Source organism: Bacillus cereus group sp. Bc061 (assembly GCF_027715825.1).
GTDB lineage: Bacteria > Bacillota > Bacilli > Bacillales > Bacillaceae_G > Bacillus_A > Bacillus_A paranthracis.
The window spans coordinates 1,188,641-1,203,432 of record NZ_JAQFTZ010000001.1; the positions used below are offsets into that span (position 1 = coordinate 1,188,641).

Below are 14,792 nucleotides of genomic sequence, written 5' to 3' on the forward strand. Positions count from 1 at the left end.
TATATCGTATTAAATAAAAAAACTTACTACTTTGTTATGCAAGAGTAAGTTTTTCTTCTCATTATTGTATGATAGGTAAATGCATTACGATTTGTTGACCAATTGGTCCCATTCTTCTAAAACCTTTATCTTGGAAGCCAACTTTTTCGTATAAATTTTGTGCTGGAATATTTTTTTCATTCACAGCAAGTACAACTTCATTTTTCATCGGAAAATAACGTTGTACAAACGCTTGTAATAGTGTCAGTGACTTTTTAGCATATCCTTTTCCTTGTCTATCGTGATTTATAGAAAATGAAGTTAAAAGTAAAGCGCTCTCATTTTCTGTGAATTCCTGCACTCTATCTCCTGTTTGCAATGCAAAAAGACCAACAGGTACCCCATTGTAATCTAAAATAACAATCACATTTTTTGTACAATCATTTTTTGCTTTTTTCAATAATTCGGTTGGGTCCGATGTAAATTGAACTTGTTCACTTGGTAAAGTAAATGTTTGTATAACTTCTTTATATTCCTCTTTATACGGAACTAATTGAATCTCCCCTGTATGTATGTCCATGCTAAACTCTCCCATTTTCAACTTATTAACTTAAACCTTGCTGCACTTTAGAATGTACTTTTCCATCTAAAAAGGTAATTTCAACTAATGCAGTTGGATTGCTTCCCTTCCAAGCAAAAATTTGTTTAATTTGTGTAGAATGTTCTACGCCTTCTTCTATAAGTAAATCCCCTTCAAAACCAATTAAATCTTTCACTTCTTTATAAGTCATTCCTTCATTTATATTTGAAAAATGATTTATATTGATAGATTCTTTCTTCTGATTTTCCATCACAGTAGAAGAAGTCGCTGTTTGCTTTTTTACTTCTTTCTTCTGTTCACACGCTGTCATACTGAAACCTAAGCATAAACTACATAATATTATTGTGCTTTTTTTCATCATAACAGTTGTCCCTCCCATAATAATTAAACCATATATTCCCTTAAAAATAAACTGAATATTTAATATTATACTGAAAAACCCTGCACAATTTTGTACAGGGTTAAGGTTAACTTTATTTATTCAAATGATTATTAGATTGGTCATCCTGTTCTTTTCTCAGTTCTTGTTCTTCATCTTTTGGTATTTGTTTATCATTATCTTTAATTGGATTCGTTTCTTTATTTTCAATCATATCATTTGGAACTTGTGGCATTACTCGGCCAACAATTGCTGCTAACTCATCCAGTATACCTTCGCCTGTTTTTCCTTTTTTAATTTGCTTTCCAATTTGTTTCAGTCGTTCATACGTATCAACATCTGCTACAACAACTGCATTAGCACCATCAGGATCGTTTTTCAAACTTTCTGCAACAGAGTATTTAATGGATTCAACACGTGTTCGATCTAGTTTCGCTTTTACATCAATTCCTACGATAGCATATTTCCCAACTACTACCGCTGTCGCATCATTCACACCTGGCACACTTGCCGCTAAAGACGCTAAATGGTCCGCTGCTTTTTCATTTGGCTTATTTGACTTATTTGTATAATTAACATTTTTCATTGAAACATTTTTTTGCTCGGGCTTTTCGTTTGGATTATCCTTTTTTCCAATACTGCATCCAGTTATTAAAAAACAAACCATCAACATATATATTAAAATCTTCATTATTCTCACCACTTTACCATTAAAGTTTAATCATAAATTTTTTCAACAGCTTGCATTTTCTTCACTTTTTCTTCTGCTCCGCTATTTGCATTGATGAAAATTTGGTACGTATCTTTCCCTAAAGTACCTACAAATTCATAGCAAAGTACTTCGTTATGCAAATCGTTTACTACCATTGCTTTTCGCTCTTCCATTACCTTTACATCAGGGTTTATTTTCTTTCTTGCTTCTGCTGCAGTTAGCTTTGCCGAAGGGATTGTTCGTTTTTGATGTGATGCTAAATATTCTTTCGCCGAAAATCCGACGATAGAACCGTCATCTAAAGCAATTTTCATTTGAATTGCCTCTGGATAAATTCGTACGCCATTCTCATTTACTACATACGTAAATACTCCAACATTATCATATTGTGAGCTATCATAAAGCTCCATATTATGAAACTTATGGTCCTTTAAGAATTTCAAACCTTTACTTCCTGCATCGTTTAAACTAATTTTCTGTTCTTTAATTTCTCGATTATTCATAACCCAAATTGGATATCCGCCTTTTCCGGTAATATCCATATAAAACTCATTATTCGTTGCCTCGTCTTTAATTTTCACACTATAGAAAGATTCTTTCGCACCTTTTCCGCTTTTCTCGACTTCTACTTTTTCATTTCCTTTTAAATTTAAAAACGATTTTGCAATTTTCGCCGCTTCATCTTTTGAAATTGCTTTTCCTTCTGCTGCAAATCCACCTTTTTTATTTTTTTGTGCACTTGTAAAGGTCGGTCCGAAGTTTGTAGATGAATACGATGTTACATTTTTTTCTACTGTCTTTAATCCGTCAATAATTGTATTGTCTGCAGGATCACGATTTGATGCGAGTGCCATCTCAACATCCATCCAGCGTAAATTGTTTTTCAAAACAAGATGTTGCACTTTTCTTAGTTCATCTTGTATATTCCCTGCATTGGAATATAAAGTTTGCAACGTTTTGTATTCTTGATCATTTAACGGTTCTTTTTCTAAATCACGAATGGCTGCACGGTAACTAAAATCACCGATATTCGCTAAAAATTCTTCCGTTTTATTAAAAGGCATTAATGTTAAAGGAAGTTGTCCTACATCCGAACGAGCTTCCGATGTTAATCTCCATACATCTGCTAATGCAGGCGATAAAGATGCGCGCGAATTCATCGCAAGCGTTGTTCCAATTTTATCGTGCAATAAATCAACCTCATACGCTAAATCATGAAACGCACGTTGATAGCTATTTTCTGCTCGAATTAATACTGCATTCTTTTCTTGGTGCTCTTTATAGCCCCAGTATCCAGTTCCAACTACACCAACTGTTAATAATACGATTATAATACCTCGTAACATAGTTCCACCTCCGCTCTATTTACAGAAAATATGTTTCCCGATCTTTTTAATTTGTGGACGAGTCCAAATCCATTTACTTGTTGCGGTATCTGGATTGAAATAATACAATGCGTTTCCTGTTGGATCCCATCCATTAATTGCATCTAATACAGCTTTTTTCGCTGTTTCATTTGGCGTTAAATATATTTGTCCGTCTGCTACCGCTGTAAATGCTCTTGGCTCAAAGATTACACCTGAAACGGTATTTGGAAATGATGCACTTGTAACACGATTTAAAATAACCGCAGCGACTGCAACTTGTCCTAAGTACGGCTCCCCACGAGACTCTCCATATACTGCGTTTGCCATGAGCTGTATATCATTTTGAGAATAACCATTTGGAACATTTGTCCCTTTATTTTGAGGTGGTTTATTTTCTTGTGCAGTACCTCCACTATTTCCTTTATTCGTTGTCGTACCTTTATTAGCAGTTGACTTATCATACTTCGTTGCCTTCACGAGCATTTGCTTCGTTTTAGCTCCGGCTAAACCATCAACAGGTAAACCGAATTTCTCTTGAAAATTTCGAAGTGCCCAGTATGTACCCCAGCCGAAAACACCATCCACTTTTCCTGTATAAAATCCGTTATATTTCAAACGAGATTGCAGTTCAATGACATCTTCGCCAGATGCTCCCCTTTGAATGACTTGATTAGAAAAGGCTTCTACATTTTTTAGTTGTATACTACTGACCATCAAAGATAGTCCTATGAACGCAAGTAAAACCGCTATTTTAAAAATAGCTTTTTGGCGCATAATTTTCCCTCCTTAATTATGTAAATGATTTCTTGGTTATGTTTTGTAAAAGCCTCGCTTTTATGTAAAGAAGACAAAAAAATCCAAACTCATATCGTTGAAAAAATATGTAAACAATATAAAAAAGGTAAAAGGAGTTCATCATGAAAAAATTGTTAAAACGTATCGCACTCGTCATTCTATTCCTAACTACATGTTCAAATGTATATACAAGCTCATCAATTGTTCATGCGCAGCCGCCGTATGCAAAATGGGGGAAACTTGCTGTAGAAAAAACGAAAGAACAATACCCAAAAGCAGAGATTATTGATTACCTTCATATAGGTAGAAAACCAAAAACCGTTCAAATAACAGTTGAAAAATTTAAATTATGGCTACGTGAGGACGGAAAAGAATATGGCGTTTTTGTTGATGTAGAATTTGAAACGAAGACGGAGAAATTTATTAAGGTATCATTTCAGAAGACGAGTAGATAAAATGAAAACCTCACTGTTTATAATATAAACAGTGAGGTTTTCATTTCTAAATTACTTTCAATTGTGAAGAAATGAAACAATTGAACTGGATTAAATGGATTTACTTGTGCCCTTACTGAAAATTACAATTCTCTTGTATATGTTCAATAAATAATTTTAATGGAACAAGTCCACGTTTAGGCATATGACTACTTATTACAGCAGCTACTTCTAACTGCGGAATGATAACGATATATTGCCCGCCATATCCCATAGCAAAGTACATACAGTACGGTATGTGAAATCTTTCGTTATTCAATACCCACCAGTGATATCCATACGCCCCGACATGTTCATACGTTTCAAATAGAGGTGTACTTGATTCTTCTAACCATTTCGATGATACAATTTCATTCCCCTGCCAATATCCATTTTGTAAACATAATATTCCTAGCTTTAATAAGTCTTTTGACTTCATTTTCATACCGAAGCCGCCGACATGTATTCCTTGTGGGTCTTGTTGCCACTCATATTCGGTAATTTCTAATAGATCAAATACATATTTTTTCGCAAACTGTTCTGTCGGCATTCCAGTAGCTTTTTGGATAATGTAGCTAAGCAAATGCGAAGAACCTGAGTTATAATTCATTTTTGTAGCGGGTTCTTCAATTATTGGTTTTTCTAATATATATTGCACCCAGTTCGCTGATTCTACAAAGTCATTCGGGAATACTACTCCATTTCCAAACTCTTTCCACTCCTCACCAGTAGTCATTGTTAATAAGTGATAAAGCGTCAAATCATGTTTTCCCTCAGGTATATTTTCAATCCACTCTGTAATGGGTGTATGTATATCATTTATATAGCCTTTATCAATTGCAATACCTATTAATATAGATACAATGCTTTTTGTAATCGAATTTATTTTATATAAATTACTTGCACATTCAGGTGTTTTATAATACTCAGTTGTTAATTCCCCTTTTTGATAAACAAGAAATGTATTTACTTTTTTCTTTTTAAATTTATTTTCTAGCTGCTTGAAATCCAATACTTTACCTCCAATTAAATCATTACCTAATTTATTATATCTTGTAGCTTTAATTAAAACATACTTGTGTTCAAATAAAAAACAAACCTGCCAGTAATGAACTGACAGGTTTGTTTTTTATAATTTTGTGCGAACATTCCAAAGCTCTGGGAAGAATCGTTGATCAAGTACTCGTTTTAAATAAGATACACCTGAAGAGCCACCTGTTCCCATTTTATGTCCGATAATGCGTTCTACTGTTTTCATATGACGGAAACGCCATTGTTGTAGCCAATCTTCAATATCAATTAATTTTTCAGCAAGTTGGTATAAATCCCAATATTTTTTTACATCCGCATACACTTCAAGCCATGCCGCTTCTACTGTTGCGTCTTCTTCATAAGGCTGCGTAATATCACGATTCAACACATCTTTATGAATAGGAAATCCTTCTTTTACAAGTGCTTGAATTGCGACATCATACAAACTTGGTGCATGTAGCGCCGTATGAAGTCGAGCGTGTAATTCTGGATCTTTTTCATAAATTTTTAAGGCATGCGGCGTTTTATAACCAAGTGCATACTCAATCATACGATATTGATACGATTGAAAACCTGAAGCTTGACCGAGCGAGTCACGAAACTCAATGTACTCTGACGGCGTTAATGTCGCAAGAATATCCCAAGATTGAATGATTTGTGATTGAATTTTTGATACACGTGCTAACATTTTAAAAGCTGGTTGTAATTTGTCTTGTTTAATAGATTCAATTGCTGCGTTTAACTCATGTAAAATAAGCTTCATCCAAAGTTCGCTTGCTTGGTGAATAACGATGAACAACATTTCATCATGGTGGTCTGATAATCTCTTTTGAGAAGATAGTAAACTATCTAATTGTAAATATTCCCCGTACGTCATATTCTCTTTAAAGTCCGTATGAATCCCTTTTTCCATAATTACCTTTTCATTTTCTTTCATATTAGCAAAACGCCCCTTTATATATATTTCTACTTATATTGGTCTAATAACTGCTCGAACTGGACTTCCATCTGCATCTGATAAGGCAAGTGGTAATGCGATTAGTTCGTAATCGCCATCTGCTACATGATCTAGTACGACATTTTCTAAAATGTGTATACCATGTTTAAACAATTGATGATGCGCTGCTAATTCTTTATCATCTAACGGATCAACTGATGGTACATCCACCCCGATTAAACGTATACCTTTTTCTGAAAGAAACGGTGCTATATCCGCACGTAAATGCGGGATTATATCTGGGAATTCATTCGCTTTACCATGTGAAGATGTGCGTAACAACAAGCGTTCTACGCCTTCTAAATGAAATTTCTCTAATTCCTTTTTCCCAATGCTTTCAAGATTAGAAACGTCAATGATTCGCGTAGGTCCGACATAAACTTGGATATCTAAATCTAACACTTTCTTTCCATCATTATCAAAATGAAACGGTGCATCAATATGAGTACCTGTATGAATACTCATCGTTAACTTTCCGACATTTACTGAGCCACTCTCTTCTTTTGACCATGATACTTCATACGAGAACGGTGTATCCCCTGGCCAAGTAGCAATATCATTATTTAGCGGTTGTGAAATATCAATCCACTCTGATGTTTTCATACTTATGCCACAACCTCTCGCTTATTTTCAAATTGCTTATACTCTTCATCTTTCATGATTTTCTTTAAAATCATAACAGACTGCCATACTTCTTCGTACGTATTATATAAAGCAACTGGCGCAAGTCTCACTCCATTTGGCGCTCTAAAATCTGGAATTACTCCATTTGCTTTTAACGCTTTACATATACGTGCTGCTTCTGCATGCTCTAAATAAATATGCCCGCCTCGTTTTTCATCCTCAAATGGATTTCCAATTGTAAATCCGAAATTTTTTAATTCATGATCAATCAAATTAAGCATGTATCTTGTAATATGTAATGATTTTTCGCGTAAACGTTCTATACCAGCATCTTTAAATATTTCAAGAGAACCGATTAAAGGTGCAGTACTTAATACGTGTGGTGTACCAATTTGATAAGCACCTGCATGATCAGCAGCTGTTAATGTATGTTCCATATCAAACTGCTTATCTTTTCTAGAACTAAACCAACCTGATAATCCAGGAAGTCTATTAAAATGCTTTTTATTCACATAAAGCCCTGCAACGCCACCAGGTCCCGCATTTAAGTATTTATAATTACACCAAATCGCGAAATCAACATCCCACTCTTTGAAATGATGCGGAATAGAACCGATTGAGTGACATAAATCGAACCCGATATGAATACCACGCTTATGCGCTTCCGCTGTTAAACGTTTCATATCAAGAATTTGGCCGCTTCTATATAGTACAGAAGGTAATAAAATTAACGCGATATCATCTGTCATTGCATGAATAATATCATCTTCAGAAAGTGTTCTACCATCTCGGCTCTTTACTCGTACTAAATGCTCATCTGGATCTAATCCTTTTAAACGAATTTGACTTTGAAGTGCATATATATCGGATGGGAAGGTTAACTCATCCGCAAGAATTTTTGTGCGAATTCCTTTCGGCTCATAGAAAGTTGCGATTACTTGATGAATATTCGTTGTCGTGGAACCGGTTACAATAGTTTCTTCTGGTAAAGCTCCAATAAGAGGTGCAGTCAATTCACCTAATTTCTCCGAAAGGAAAAACCACGGATGCTCACCCTCGGTCCAGCCGTCAATGCCATACTCTTTCCATGAATCTAGCAAAGTAAGTAATGATTTCTCTGCTCTTTTTGAAAGTAGCCCTAATGAGTTTCCATCTAAATATATTGTTCCTTCTTTTTTATAAAATTCAGTTTGAAAATCTTTCAGTTCATCATGTTTATCACATTCAAGCGCATACTCATAAGTTGGTTGAAATGGTTCTTTATACATGGTGTCACCTTCTCTTAATTTTCTTTTTATTCTAACTAATTGAAATATATCACCTTAGTTGATATAACGTCAATGATATTATGTCAGTTGACTTTATATATGAATTTCTTTTACAATACAGTTATATTTTCAGATATTTCAGTATAAAGAGGTGATTCTTTGAAAAACACTACTCTTTCATCAAGAAAACACCGCTCCTTAGAAACAAAGAAGAAACTATTACACTCTGGTTACACTATTTTTATTCGTAACGGATTTCAAAAAACGACAATTACACAAATTATTAAACATGCAGAAACTGGTTATGGCACGGCATATGTATACTTTAAAAACAAAGATGATCTCCTCATCGTTTTAATGGAAGATGTTATGAATCAATTTTATGATATTGCTGAGCGCTCTTTTTCGCCTCAAACGACAGAAGAAGCACGTATAATGATTCAAAATCAAGTTAAAGCATTTCTACAATTAGCAGAGAAAGAACGAGCAATTTTACAAGTTGTAGAAGAAGCAATTGGGTTATCAAAAGAGATACGTCAAAAATGGGACGAGATACGGGAACGCTTTATAAACAGTATTACGCAAGATATTACATACTCTCAAGAAGGTGGGTTAGCACATTCTGAATTGAATAAAGAAATTGTAGCACGTGCTTGGTTTGCGATGAATGAGATGTTTCTTTGGACGATTGTGCAAAATGATAAAAAGATCGACCTAGAAGAAATTGTGCATACATTGACGAAAATGTATACGACTGGTTTATATAAATAGCACACCTTCAATACATAAGGTGTGCTATTTTACATCTATAAAAATATATTATTTGGGTATGGTAGCGCTAAAGAAGGCTTTTCAGATAATGAGAAATATTGTAGTTTTAAAGATTCACCATCTATTGATTTTAGTTTTCCACTAGTAATTTCACATTCAAACACAACAACAATATATTCTACTTGATCGCCATTCGGATATGTATGGCGATACTCTTTTCCTCCAAACACCCCTTTTTGTTTTTTTACTTGCACTTTCAATCCTGTTTCTTCCCACACTTCACGAACTACCGCTTCTTCTGGAGTTTCTCCAGGCTCAATTGCTCCAGCTGGCAAGCTCCAGTATTCTCCGCCAGGATATTGAAATAAGATTTCCCCTTGCTCATTTTTAATAACAGCAGCTACACTCGGTATAAAAATTAGTTCATGACCTAATTGCTCACGGATTTGTTTATAATATAGCGACATCGACATATAATTCTCTCCCACTCTATTAATAAATAACTGTATTTTCTGATATCTATTGTATAATAATACCAAAAACGATTTCTATATAGAAAGGATCAGAAAATGTCTCAAGAAAAACTAGTAAATAGCTTTCTATCATTTTTAGGTATGACAAAACAGCCTACTAGCTTAAAGTTTTTAAATGAGCTTATTAAAGCTCATCAAGAAAAAATAAAATGGGAAACCCTCACTAAAATAATTGACTGGGAAAAGGGTAATGAAACAGGTAATTATTTCCCTTCCATTGAGACATACATAAACCGTATTACAACAAAAGGTCTCGGGGGTACTTGTTTGACGCACTCAATTGGATTCCATTGGTTATTATCAAATCTTGGTTTTAATGTTCATTATATGTATATGGATCCCGGACATTTATGCTTACGGGTTAACTTAGACCAACCTTATTATGTTGATGTTGGTTATTGTGCACCTTTATTCCAAGCTTACCCACTTTATGAATCATTTCAAGTAAGTAATGTAAGAGAAACTTTCACTTATGAAGTCTCAAATAATAGGATTAAAATTACTAGAGATCCAGGTCCAACAAAAATCTTACATACAGATCCAATACATTTATCAAGTATGAAAGAACTCATTACAAAGTCTAACGATTGGTATACATCCCCTGTATTAAAGAAAATTCAGATTTTCGGTTATATCGATGGTATTCCAACTTCTATTAATGATAATGTTTTAAAACGATATTTCCAAGGTAAGAAAAGAGAACAAATCATTACATCTTCTGAACTTAATTATTGGATAACAGAAAGATTTTGTGTTGATAAAGAAATATATGAAAGAGCTATTGAGATTTTCAATAAAAAATCTTCAAACAGTAAAAGCGTTACTCACGAGATTGAGTAACGCTTTTACCTTAATATATTTTTAATCTTAATCTTCTTTCTGATAAGCAGCTTCTACACATTCTGCTAGACGCTCAATTTGTTCCATAGTTAAACCTCGTGAAATCCAGCCTGTTAACTTATACATAATTTTATAGTAAAGATTACTAGGTTCATATTCTGAAATTAATGTAAGTGCTGTACCCTCCTCATCTTCTTCTAACATATAAGTCATTGCCGAATAACCTTGCTTCATTTCACTGCCAAGTGAAATAATATAGGGTGCATCGTATTCAAGAATTTCTACTTCTGCCTCCAATATTTTCTTACCGACTTTTTGAACAGTAATATATTTATCTCCTACACGTGGATTTTCTTTATCCATATTTGAAGGATAGCGATTTTCTATTATAAACGTATTCCATTCTTTTATTTTTTCATCTTCTATTATGTAGTCACATACAACATCCATTGGTGCTTTTATTACTATTTCTATTGCAAAACTCATTATACTGCCCCTCTCAAATACCCTATCCATTTCTATTTTAACTAAATCATTATGCCATATTTTATATAGTGAAATACAAGTAGAATTTTAATTTTTTATTAATTTAAAAACTTATTCATACAAAATATTTTATTAAAGATACAACAATTAAAAACAAAGCCACAAGTAATAAAGCTATCCCTATACTTCTATTTTCTTTTTCGTTATTTTTTAAATTTTGCACCCCTAAGCTAACTAATATAAACCCTAAAAGCGTTTGTAAAATTAGCATACTCATTTCCGAAGTATCATTCCAACTATAAATGGAATACCCCATTATAATAATTGCAAGTAAAACCGTTACGATCCTATTCATACGAAAATCCCTCCTTTTTAAAAAGAAACCGCTAAGTTTCCTTAGCGGTTTTATTAACAATTTATATTTAGTAAAAGTGCTTTTCATGAATTTGATATAATTCAAAAGAATTTCCTGTCCAATATAACTACGCATGTTAGCCCACTTTTTCTTTATCCAGTCTACTTACAATTCCAACTATAAATTTATATTCAATCCTCCTCTTCTTAACTTTTTTAAACCCTTCTTTCGTATCAAAAATTAAACACGTTTTTCGAAACCACACTCGTACATATAAAGACTCAAAATAAATAGGTTTTATAATTCCTCGTTCTTCAAATTCAGTTCCATCTTTATTTTCAGTTTCTGTTCGAACGAACCACGTATTCCCAATACCAATTTCAATATATTTCACCTAAGTCCTCCTTCCGGAAATTAATTTCTAACTATTCTATTATTTCCCCGGTAAGCGCACATTCCGACAGAACATGAGCCCACAAAGAAAAAGTAGATTACAAAAATCTACTTTATAACTTATATTTTTGCATTCGTTTATAAAATGTACTTCGAGGTACATCTAAAAGTTTTGCAGCTAATGAAACATTTCCATTTGTCTTTTCTAACGCTTCAATCATGCTATCACGCTGTATTTTTTCACGGAAATTTAATGTGTTCTCTGTTTTATTTTCTGCTTGCAATGCAAGTTGATGTTGATTTCCCATCATTGTTTGTAATAAAAAAGAGATTTGTTTTTCACATATTTCTCGTCCTTGCGACAAAATGTAGATGCGTTCTAATACATTTAATAATTCTCGAATATTTCCGGGCCATGTATGCTGATAAAATTGATTACAAATACTTTTTGGAAATACAACATTCCAATTCTTTCGTTTGCAAAAATGTTTTATGAAGTACGGAATATCCTCTTTTCTTTCTATTAACGATGGGACATATAGTGGATAAACATGTAAGCGATAATATAAATCTTGACGGAATTTCCCTTCTTCTACTAATCGCAATAGATCTTTATGTGTCGCAGTAATAATACGAATATTTACTGGTATCTCTTTTGAACTGCCAATTGGGTTTACTGTTCGTTCTTGTAAAACACGCAATAATGCTACTTGCATCTCTGGTGGCACTTCACCAATTTCATCTAAAAATATTGTTCCTCCGTCTGCTTGTTCGAATTTCCCTTTATATCCTTGGCGCCGTGCACCTGTAAACGCTCCTTCAGCATAACCGAACAATTCACTTTCCATTAATTCTTTCGGTAATGAACCGCAGTTAACAGCTATAAAAGGACCATTTTTTCTTGGACTATTTTCATGAATCGCTCTCGCTACATATTCTTTTCCTACACCTGTTTCACCACAAACATATACACTTGCGTCAGTTGGTGATACAAGCTTAATTTCTTCTAAAGTATGTTGAAATGCACTGCTTGTCCCAATTACTCCAGGAAAAGTGATGCCATTTATAAATGGGGACGTTGAAAATGATTTTACTTGTTTATTTCCCTTTACATAAATACATTTCCCAATCATTCTATTATTACTGTATAATGGAACTTCTAATTTAGTTTTCAATCCATAGTGCATTAAATCTTCAAGTTTCATCCGTGACCAATTACATACTCGTTCCCGAACCCTCTTGCTTGCAGAAACGATAACATCACGATGATTACAAATTACAACTTGTTCATCACTATCAATTACATCTAAAAAACGATGGATTAACTGCAGTTCATTTTGATGTACTCGAATACTACATTCACGTTCAATCGCATGTGCAATCGAAGTTACCATACCGAGCATATATGGATGCGAAAACTCAATCGGACAAGAGAAATCTAGAACGCCTATTAATTTCCCATCATCATTATGAATAGGAGCGGCCGCACAGCTCCAGCTATGAGATGCGACAGAATAATGCTCTGTACCACTTATCATAATAGCCTCTTCAATCTCAAGCGCTGTTCCTATCGCATTTGTACCAACAGCAGCTTCCGTCCATTTCACACCTTCAATGAAATTAATCTGTTTCGCTCGTTGCAACGTTTGTTTATTTCCACTTAACGATAGAACGTAACCGTCTGGATCAATTAATAATGCCATCATTTGCAGTTCATCAATGGTTTTTCTCATATTTTGTATTTGAGGTATTGCTATATCTAGGAAGATTTCACTCTTTTTCTTTTGGTCTTGAAAAACATTAGAAGACAAAATTTTCTGACCTTTATTCATATGAGGATTCACATTTGCTTGTTTACATCGATACCATGACTCTGAAATTCTTTCGTTTATACGGTTCGAATCAAGGACACCTTCATCAACAAACTTTTTCCATGTATGTAAGTAAAACGGTGAAGCTAGCATTGTATCATCTCCCTATTCATTGTTTTGGAGATTTGTAAAAACATACTTTTATTATAAAACTGAATAAAAGCGTTTTCAACAAAACTAGAAAGACGACACAAATATGTTAATAATTTGAATATCTTAATGGACTTCTTTATTCTTTTTTAGTAGCACTATATTTTGTATAATGGAAGCAAAGAAAATACATAACCAAAACCACTTTTGTGGATTTCCATTTATAAAGAAAACACTCACGACTATTGCAAATAAAATTGTGGATGCTACACTAAAATATAATTTTGTTTTCATTCCCATTATCCCTCACCTCTCTATCACTTTACAGTACACACTAACTCTTCATTTTTCATCTCTACTATGTACTCCTGTAAAACATATTCTCTTCCGCCATGTTTTTCATACCATTCATGTATTCTTCTAATATGCTTCTCGTCATTTCTAATCTTTGATTCTATTTCTTTATATTGTTCATAACTATCATATTCCCATATGGCAAACACTTCGGTCGTACCATTCTTATTATCTTTCATCCAGCGTCCTATTAGCCTAGAGCCATGCTTTAACTGATTAGGTAAGTTCGTATGATTGAAATGATCATTAAAAATTTTAATAAATTCATTTTTTACTATATAGTACTTTCTTCTATAAAACATACATTTTCACCTCTTTAATGAACAGACTCAAATACACCTTCCCATTACAACTGTATTATAATACTTCCCATCCGACAGCCTTTTATCATTTTTTAAAATACCTTCTACTTCAAAACCTAATTTTTTATATAGCTGAATGGCTTTTTCATTTGTTTCTAATACTTGTAATGATATCTTTTTAATATCATTTTCATCAGCCCAATGAATAGATTGTTGCAATAGACTCTTACCCATTCCATATCCCCAAAACTCTTTTAAAATACAAACGCCAAATTCTACTTTATGAGATAATCTCTTCAGATTTGAACCTTCGCATCTTGAAAATCCAACGATTCGATTGTGCACTTCTGCAACTAAAAACAGATTCTTTGTCTCGTCACTATCTGTTTTTATTATTTTTTGAAACCCTATCTTATCTATAAATCCCTCTCCAGCTTCTCTATCCATATTTTCAGTTTCTCCATCGATCTGAACTCTAATTTCCGACAACTGTTCCGCATCTGTTTCAGCTGCAGAACGAACTGTATAAACTAATCCATTTATGTGAAACTCTTGCCCTTTTATAATCAT

20 protein-coding genes are annotated in these 14,792 nt (G+C 33.6%); 3 read left to right on the forward strand and 17 right to left on the reverse strand.

All coding sequences use genetic code 11. The annotated features are described in order from the left end of the window. Positions 1–61: 61 nt before the first annotated feature. The 5 genes from PDQ40_RS06160 to sleB form a co-directional block, all read right to left on the reverse strand. Positions 62–559, reverse strand: coding sequence for a GNAT family N-acetyltransferase (locus PDQ40_RS06160; RefSeq protein ID WP_000351205.1), 498 nt, complete (start codon positions 557–559; stop codon positions 62–64). A gap of 25 nt (positions 560–584) precedes the next feature. Next, the gene (locus PDQ40_RS06165; RefSeq protein ID WP_000976533.1) at positions 585–941 is read right to left on the reverse strand and encodes a hypothetical protein; all 357 of its coding nucleotides are present in this window, start codon (positions 939–941) and stop codon (positions 585–587) included. 112 nt (positions 942–1,053) lie between these two features. After that, positions 1,054–1,650, reverse strand: coding sequence for a YhcN/YlaJ family sporulation lipoprotein (locus PDQ40_RS06170; RefSeq protein ID WP_000698000.1), 597 nt, complete (start codon positions 1,648–1,650; stop codon positions 1,054–1,056). Positions 1,651–1,676: 26 nt separating this feature from the next. Next, entirely contained in the window at positions 1,677–3,017 is a 1,341-nt protein-coding gene (gene ypeB, locus PDQ40_RS06175; RefSeq protein ID WP_000943712.1) for a germination protein YpeB, read from the reverse strand. A 15-nt stretch (positions 3,018–3,032) separates the two neighbouring features. Further along, positions 3,033–3,812 (reverse strand): spore cortex-lytic enzyme, encoded by a 780-nt coding sequence (gene sleB, locus PDQ40_RS06180; RefSeq protein ID WP_001249053.1) that lies wholly within the window; start codon positions 3,810–3,812, stop codon positions 3,033–3,035. 143 nt (positions 3,813–3,955) lie between these two features. Between sleB and PDQ40_RS06185 the strand changes: the two genes are divergently transcribed. After that, on the forward strand, positions 3,956–4,288 hold the full coding sequence (locus PDQ40_RS06185) for a DUF3889 domain-containing protein (protein WP_000734894.1): 333 nt from the start codon (positions 3,956–3,958) through the stop codon (positions 4,286–4,288). Between the two features lie 112 nt (positions 4,289–4,400). On the opposite strand, the gene PDQ40_RS06190 is transcribed toward PDQ40_RS06185, so the two are convergent. From PDQ40_RS06190 to kynU, 4 genes are all read right to left on the reverse strand, one after another. Beyond that, positions 4,401–5,318 carry a serine hydrolase domain-containing protein gene (locus tag PDQ40_RS06190; RefSeq protein WP_000346268.1) on the reverse strand — a complete coding sequence of 306 codons (918 nt, stop codon included), beginning with the start codon at positions 5,316–5,318 and terminating at the stop codon, positions 4,401–4,403. A gap of 117 nt (positions 5,319–5,435) precedes the next feature. Then, positions 5,436–6,275 carry a tryptophan 2,3-dioxygenase gene (kynA, locus tag PDQ40_RS06195; protein WP_000661965.1) on the reverse strand — a complete coding sequence of 280 codons (840 nt, stop codon included), beginning with the start codon at positions 6,273–6,275 and terminating at the stop codon, positions 5,436–5,438. A gap of 33 nt (positions 6,276–6,308) precedes the next feature. Further along, a complete protein-coding gene (gene kynB, locus PDQ40_RS06200) occupies positions 6,309–6,938 on the reverse strand; it encodes an arylformamidase (protein WP_000858056.1) in 630 nt (209 codons plus the stop codon). A gap of 2 nt (positions 6,939–6,940) precedes the next feature. Further along, positions 6,941–8,227 (reverse strand): kynureninase, encoded by a 1,287-nt coding sequence (kynU, locus tag PDQ40_RS06205; protein WP_000276283.1) that lies wholly within the window; start codon positions 8,225–8,227, stop codon positions 6,941–6,943. Positions 8,228–8,386: 159 nt separating this feature from the next. On the opposite strand from kynU, the gene PDQ40_RS06210 reads away from it, so the two are divergent. Beyond that, positions 8,387–8,998, forward strand: coding sequence for a TetR/AcrR family transcriptional regulator (locus PDQ40_RS06210; RefSeq protein ID WP_000799603.1), 612 nt, complete (start codon positions 8,387–8,389; stop codon positions 8,996–8,998). 35 nt (positions 8,999–9,033) lie between these two features. On the opposite strand, the gene PDQ40_RS06215 is transcribed toward PDQ40_RS06210, so the two are convergent. Beyond that, positions 9,034–9,471, reverse strand: coding sequence for an NUDIX hydrolase (locus tag PDQ40_RS06215; RefSeq protein ID WP_000062940.1), 438 nt, complete (start codon positions 9,469–9,471; stop codon positions 9,034–9,036). A gap of 96 nt (positions 9,472–9,567) precedes the next feature. Between PDQ40_RS06215 and PDQ40_RS06220 the strand changes: the two genes are divergently transcribed. Further along, positions 9,568–10,371, forward strand: a complete 804-nt coding sequence (locus PDQ40_RS06220; RefSeq protein WP_000076720.1) for an arylamine N-acetyltransferase — start codon at positions 9,568–9,570, stop codon at positions 10,369–10,371. Between the two features lie 27 nt (positions 10,372–10,398). Here PDQ40_RS06220 and PDQ40_RS06225 read toward each other — a convergent pair whose 3' ends face one another. From PDQ40_RS06225 to PDQ40_RS06255, 7 genes are all read right to left on the reverse strand, one after another. Continuing rightward, the gene (locus PDQ40_RS06225; RefSeq protein WP_000006421.1) at positions 10,399–10,857 is read right to left on the reverse strand and encodes an SRPBCC family protein; all 459 of its coding nucleotides are present in this window, start codon (positions 10,855–10,857) and stop codon (positions 10,399–10,401) included. A 115-nt stretch (positions 10,858–10,972) separates the two neighbouring features. After that, positions 10,973–11,212: a DUF3953 domain-containing protein gene (locus PDQ40_RS06230; protein WP_001080078.1), complete on the reverse strand. Its 240-nt coding sequence runs from the start codon at positions 11,210–11,212 to the stop codon at positions 10,973–10,975. Between the two features lie 136 nt (positions 11,213–11,348). Then, positions 11,349–11,606, reverse strand: coding sequence for a DUF3977 family protein (locus PDQ40_RS06235; protein WP_000873859.1), 258 nt, complete (start codon positions 11,604–11,606; stop codon positions 11,349–11,351). Positions 11,607–11,718: 112 nt separating this feature from the next. Then, entirely contained in the window at positions 11,719–13,569 is a 1,851-nt protein-coding gene (locus PDQ40_RS06240; protein WP_086405248.1) for a sigma-54-dependent Fis family transcriptional regulator, read from the reverse strand. 123 nt (positions 13,570–13,692) lie between these two features. Next, the gene (locus PDQ40_RS06245; protein WP_163258192.1) at positions 13,693–13,860 is read right to left on the reverse strand and encodes a hypothetical protein; all 168 of its coding nucleotides are present in this window, start codon (positions 13,858–13,860) and stop codon (positions 13,693–13,695) included. Between the two features lie 23 nt (positions 13,861–13,883). Next, a complete protein-coding gene (locus PDQ40_RS06250) occupies positions 13,884–14,222 on the reverse strand; it encodes an NIPSNAP family protein (RefSeq protein WP_000499969.1) in 339 nt (112 codons plus the stop codon). 27 nt (positions 14,223–14,249) lie between these two features. After that, positions 14,250–14,792: a GNAT family N-acetyltransferase gene (locus PDQ40_RS06255; protein WP_000584350.1), complete on the reverse strand. Its 543-nt coding sequence runs from the start codon at positions 14,790–14,792 to the stop codon at positions 14,250–14,252.

Excerpts from the sequence above, each read along its gene's own strand:
- PDQ40_RS06230 (WP_001080078.1), bottom strand. The coding sequence starts at position 11,212 with ATGAATAGGATCGTAACGGTTTTACTTGCAATTATTATAATGGGGTAT.
- PDQ40_RS06160 (WP_000351205.1), bottom strand. The coding sequence starts at position 559 with ATGGACATACATACAGGGGAGATTCAATTAGTTCCGTATAAAGAGGAA.
- sleB (WP_001249053.1), bottom strand. The coding sequence starts at position 3,812 with ATGCGCCAAAAAGCTATTTTTAAAATAGCGGTTTTACTTGCGTTCATA.
- PDQ40_RS06165 (WP_000976533.1), bottom strand. The coding sequence starts at position 941 with ATGATGAAAAAAAGCACAATAATATTATGTAGTTTATGCTTAGGTTTC.
- PDQ40_RS06185 (WP_000734894.1), top strand. The coding sequence starts at position 3,956 with ATGAAAAAATTGTTAAAACGTATCGCACTCGTCATTCTATTCCTAACT.
- PDQ40_RS06215 (WP_000062940.1), bottom strand. The coding sequence starts at position 9,471 with ATGTCGATGTCGCTATATTATAAACAAATCCGTGAGCAATTAGGTCAT.
- PDQ40_RS06255 (WP_000584350.1), bottom strand. The coding sequence starts at position 14,792 with ATGATTATAAAAGGGCAAGAGTTTCACATAAATGGATTAGTTTATACA.
- PDQ40_RS06170 (WP_000698000.1), bottom strand. The coding sequence starts at position 1,650 with ATGAAGATTTTAATATATATGTTGATGGTTTGTTTTTTAATAACTGGA.
- PDQ40_RS06220 (WP_000076720.1), top strand. The coding sequence starts at position 9,568 with ATGTCTCAAGAAAAACTAGTAAATAGCTTTCTATCATTTTTAGGTATG.
- kynU (WP_000276283.1), bottom strand. The coding sequence starts at position 8,227 with ATGTATAAAGAACCATTTCAACCAACTTATGAGTATGCGCTTGAATGT.
- kynB (WP_000858056.1), bottom strand. The coding sequence starts at position 6,938 with ATGAAAACATCAGAGTGGATTGATATTTCACAACCGCTAAATAATGAT.
- PDQ40_RS06250 (WP_000499969.1), bottom strand. The coding sequence starts at position 14,222 with ATGTTTTATAGAAGAAAGTACTATATAGTAAAAAATGAATTTATTAAA.
- PDQ40_RS06245 (WP_163258192.1), bottom strand. The coding sequence starts at position 13,860 with ATGAAAACAAAATTATATTTTAGTGTAGCATCCACAATTTTATTTGCA.
- kynA (WP_000661965.1), bottom strand. The coding sequence starts at position 6,275 with ATGAAAGAAAATGAAAAGGTAATTATGGAAAAAGGGATTCATACGGAC.
- PDQ40_RS06240 (WP_086405248.1), bottom strand. The coding sequence starts at position 13,569 with ATGCTAGCTTCACCGTTTTACTTACATACATGGAAAAAGTTTGTTGAT.
- PDQ40_RS06225 (WP_000006421.1), bottom strand. The coding sequence starts at position 10,857 with ATGAGTTTTGCAATAGAAATAGTAATAAAAGCACCAATGGATGTTGTA.
- ypeB (WP_000943712.1), bottom strand. The coding sequence starts at position 3,017 with ATGTTACGAGGTATTATAATCGTATTATTAACAGTTGGTGTAGTTGGA.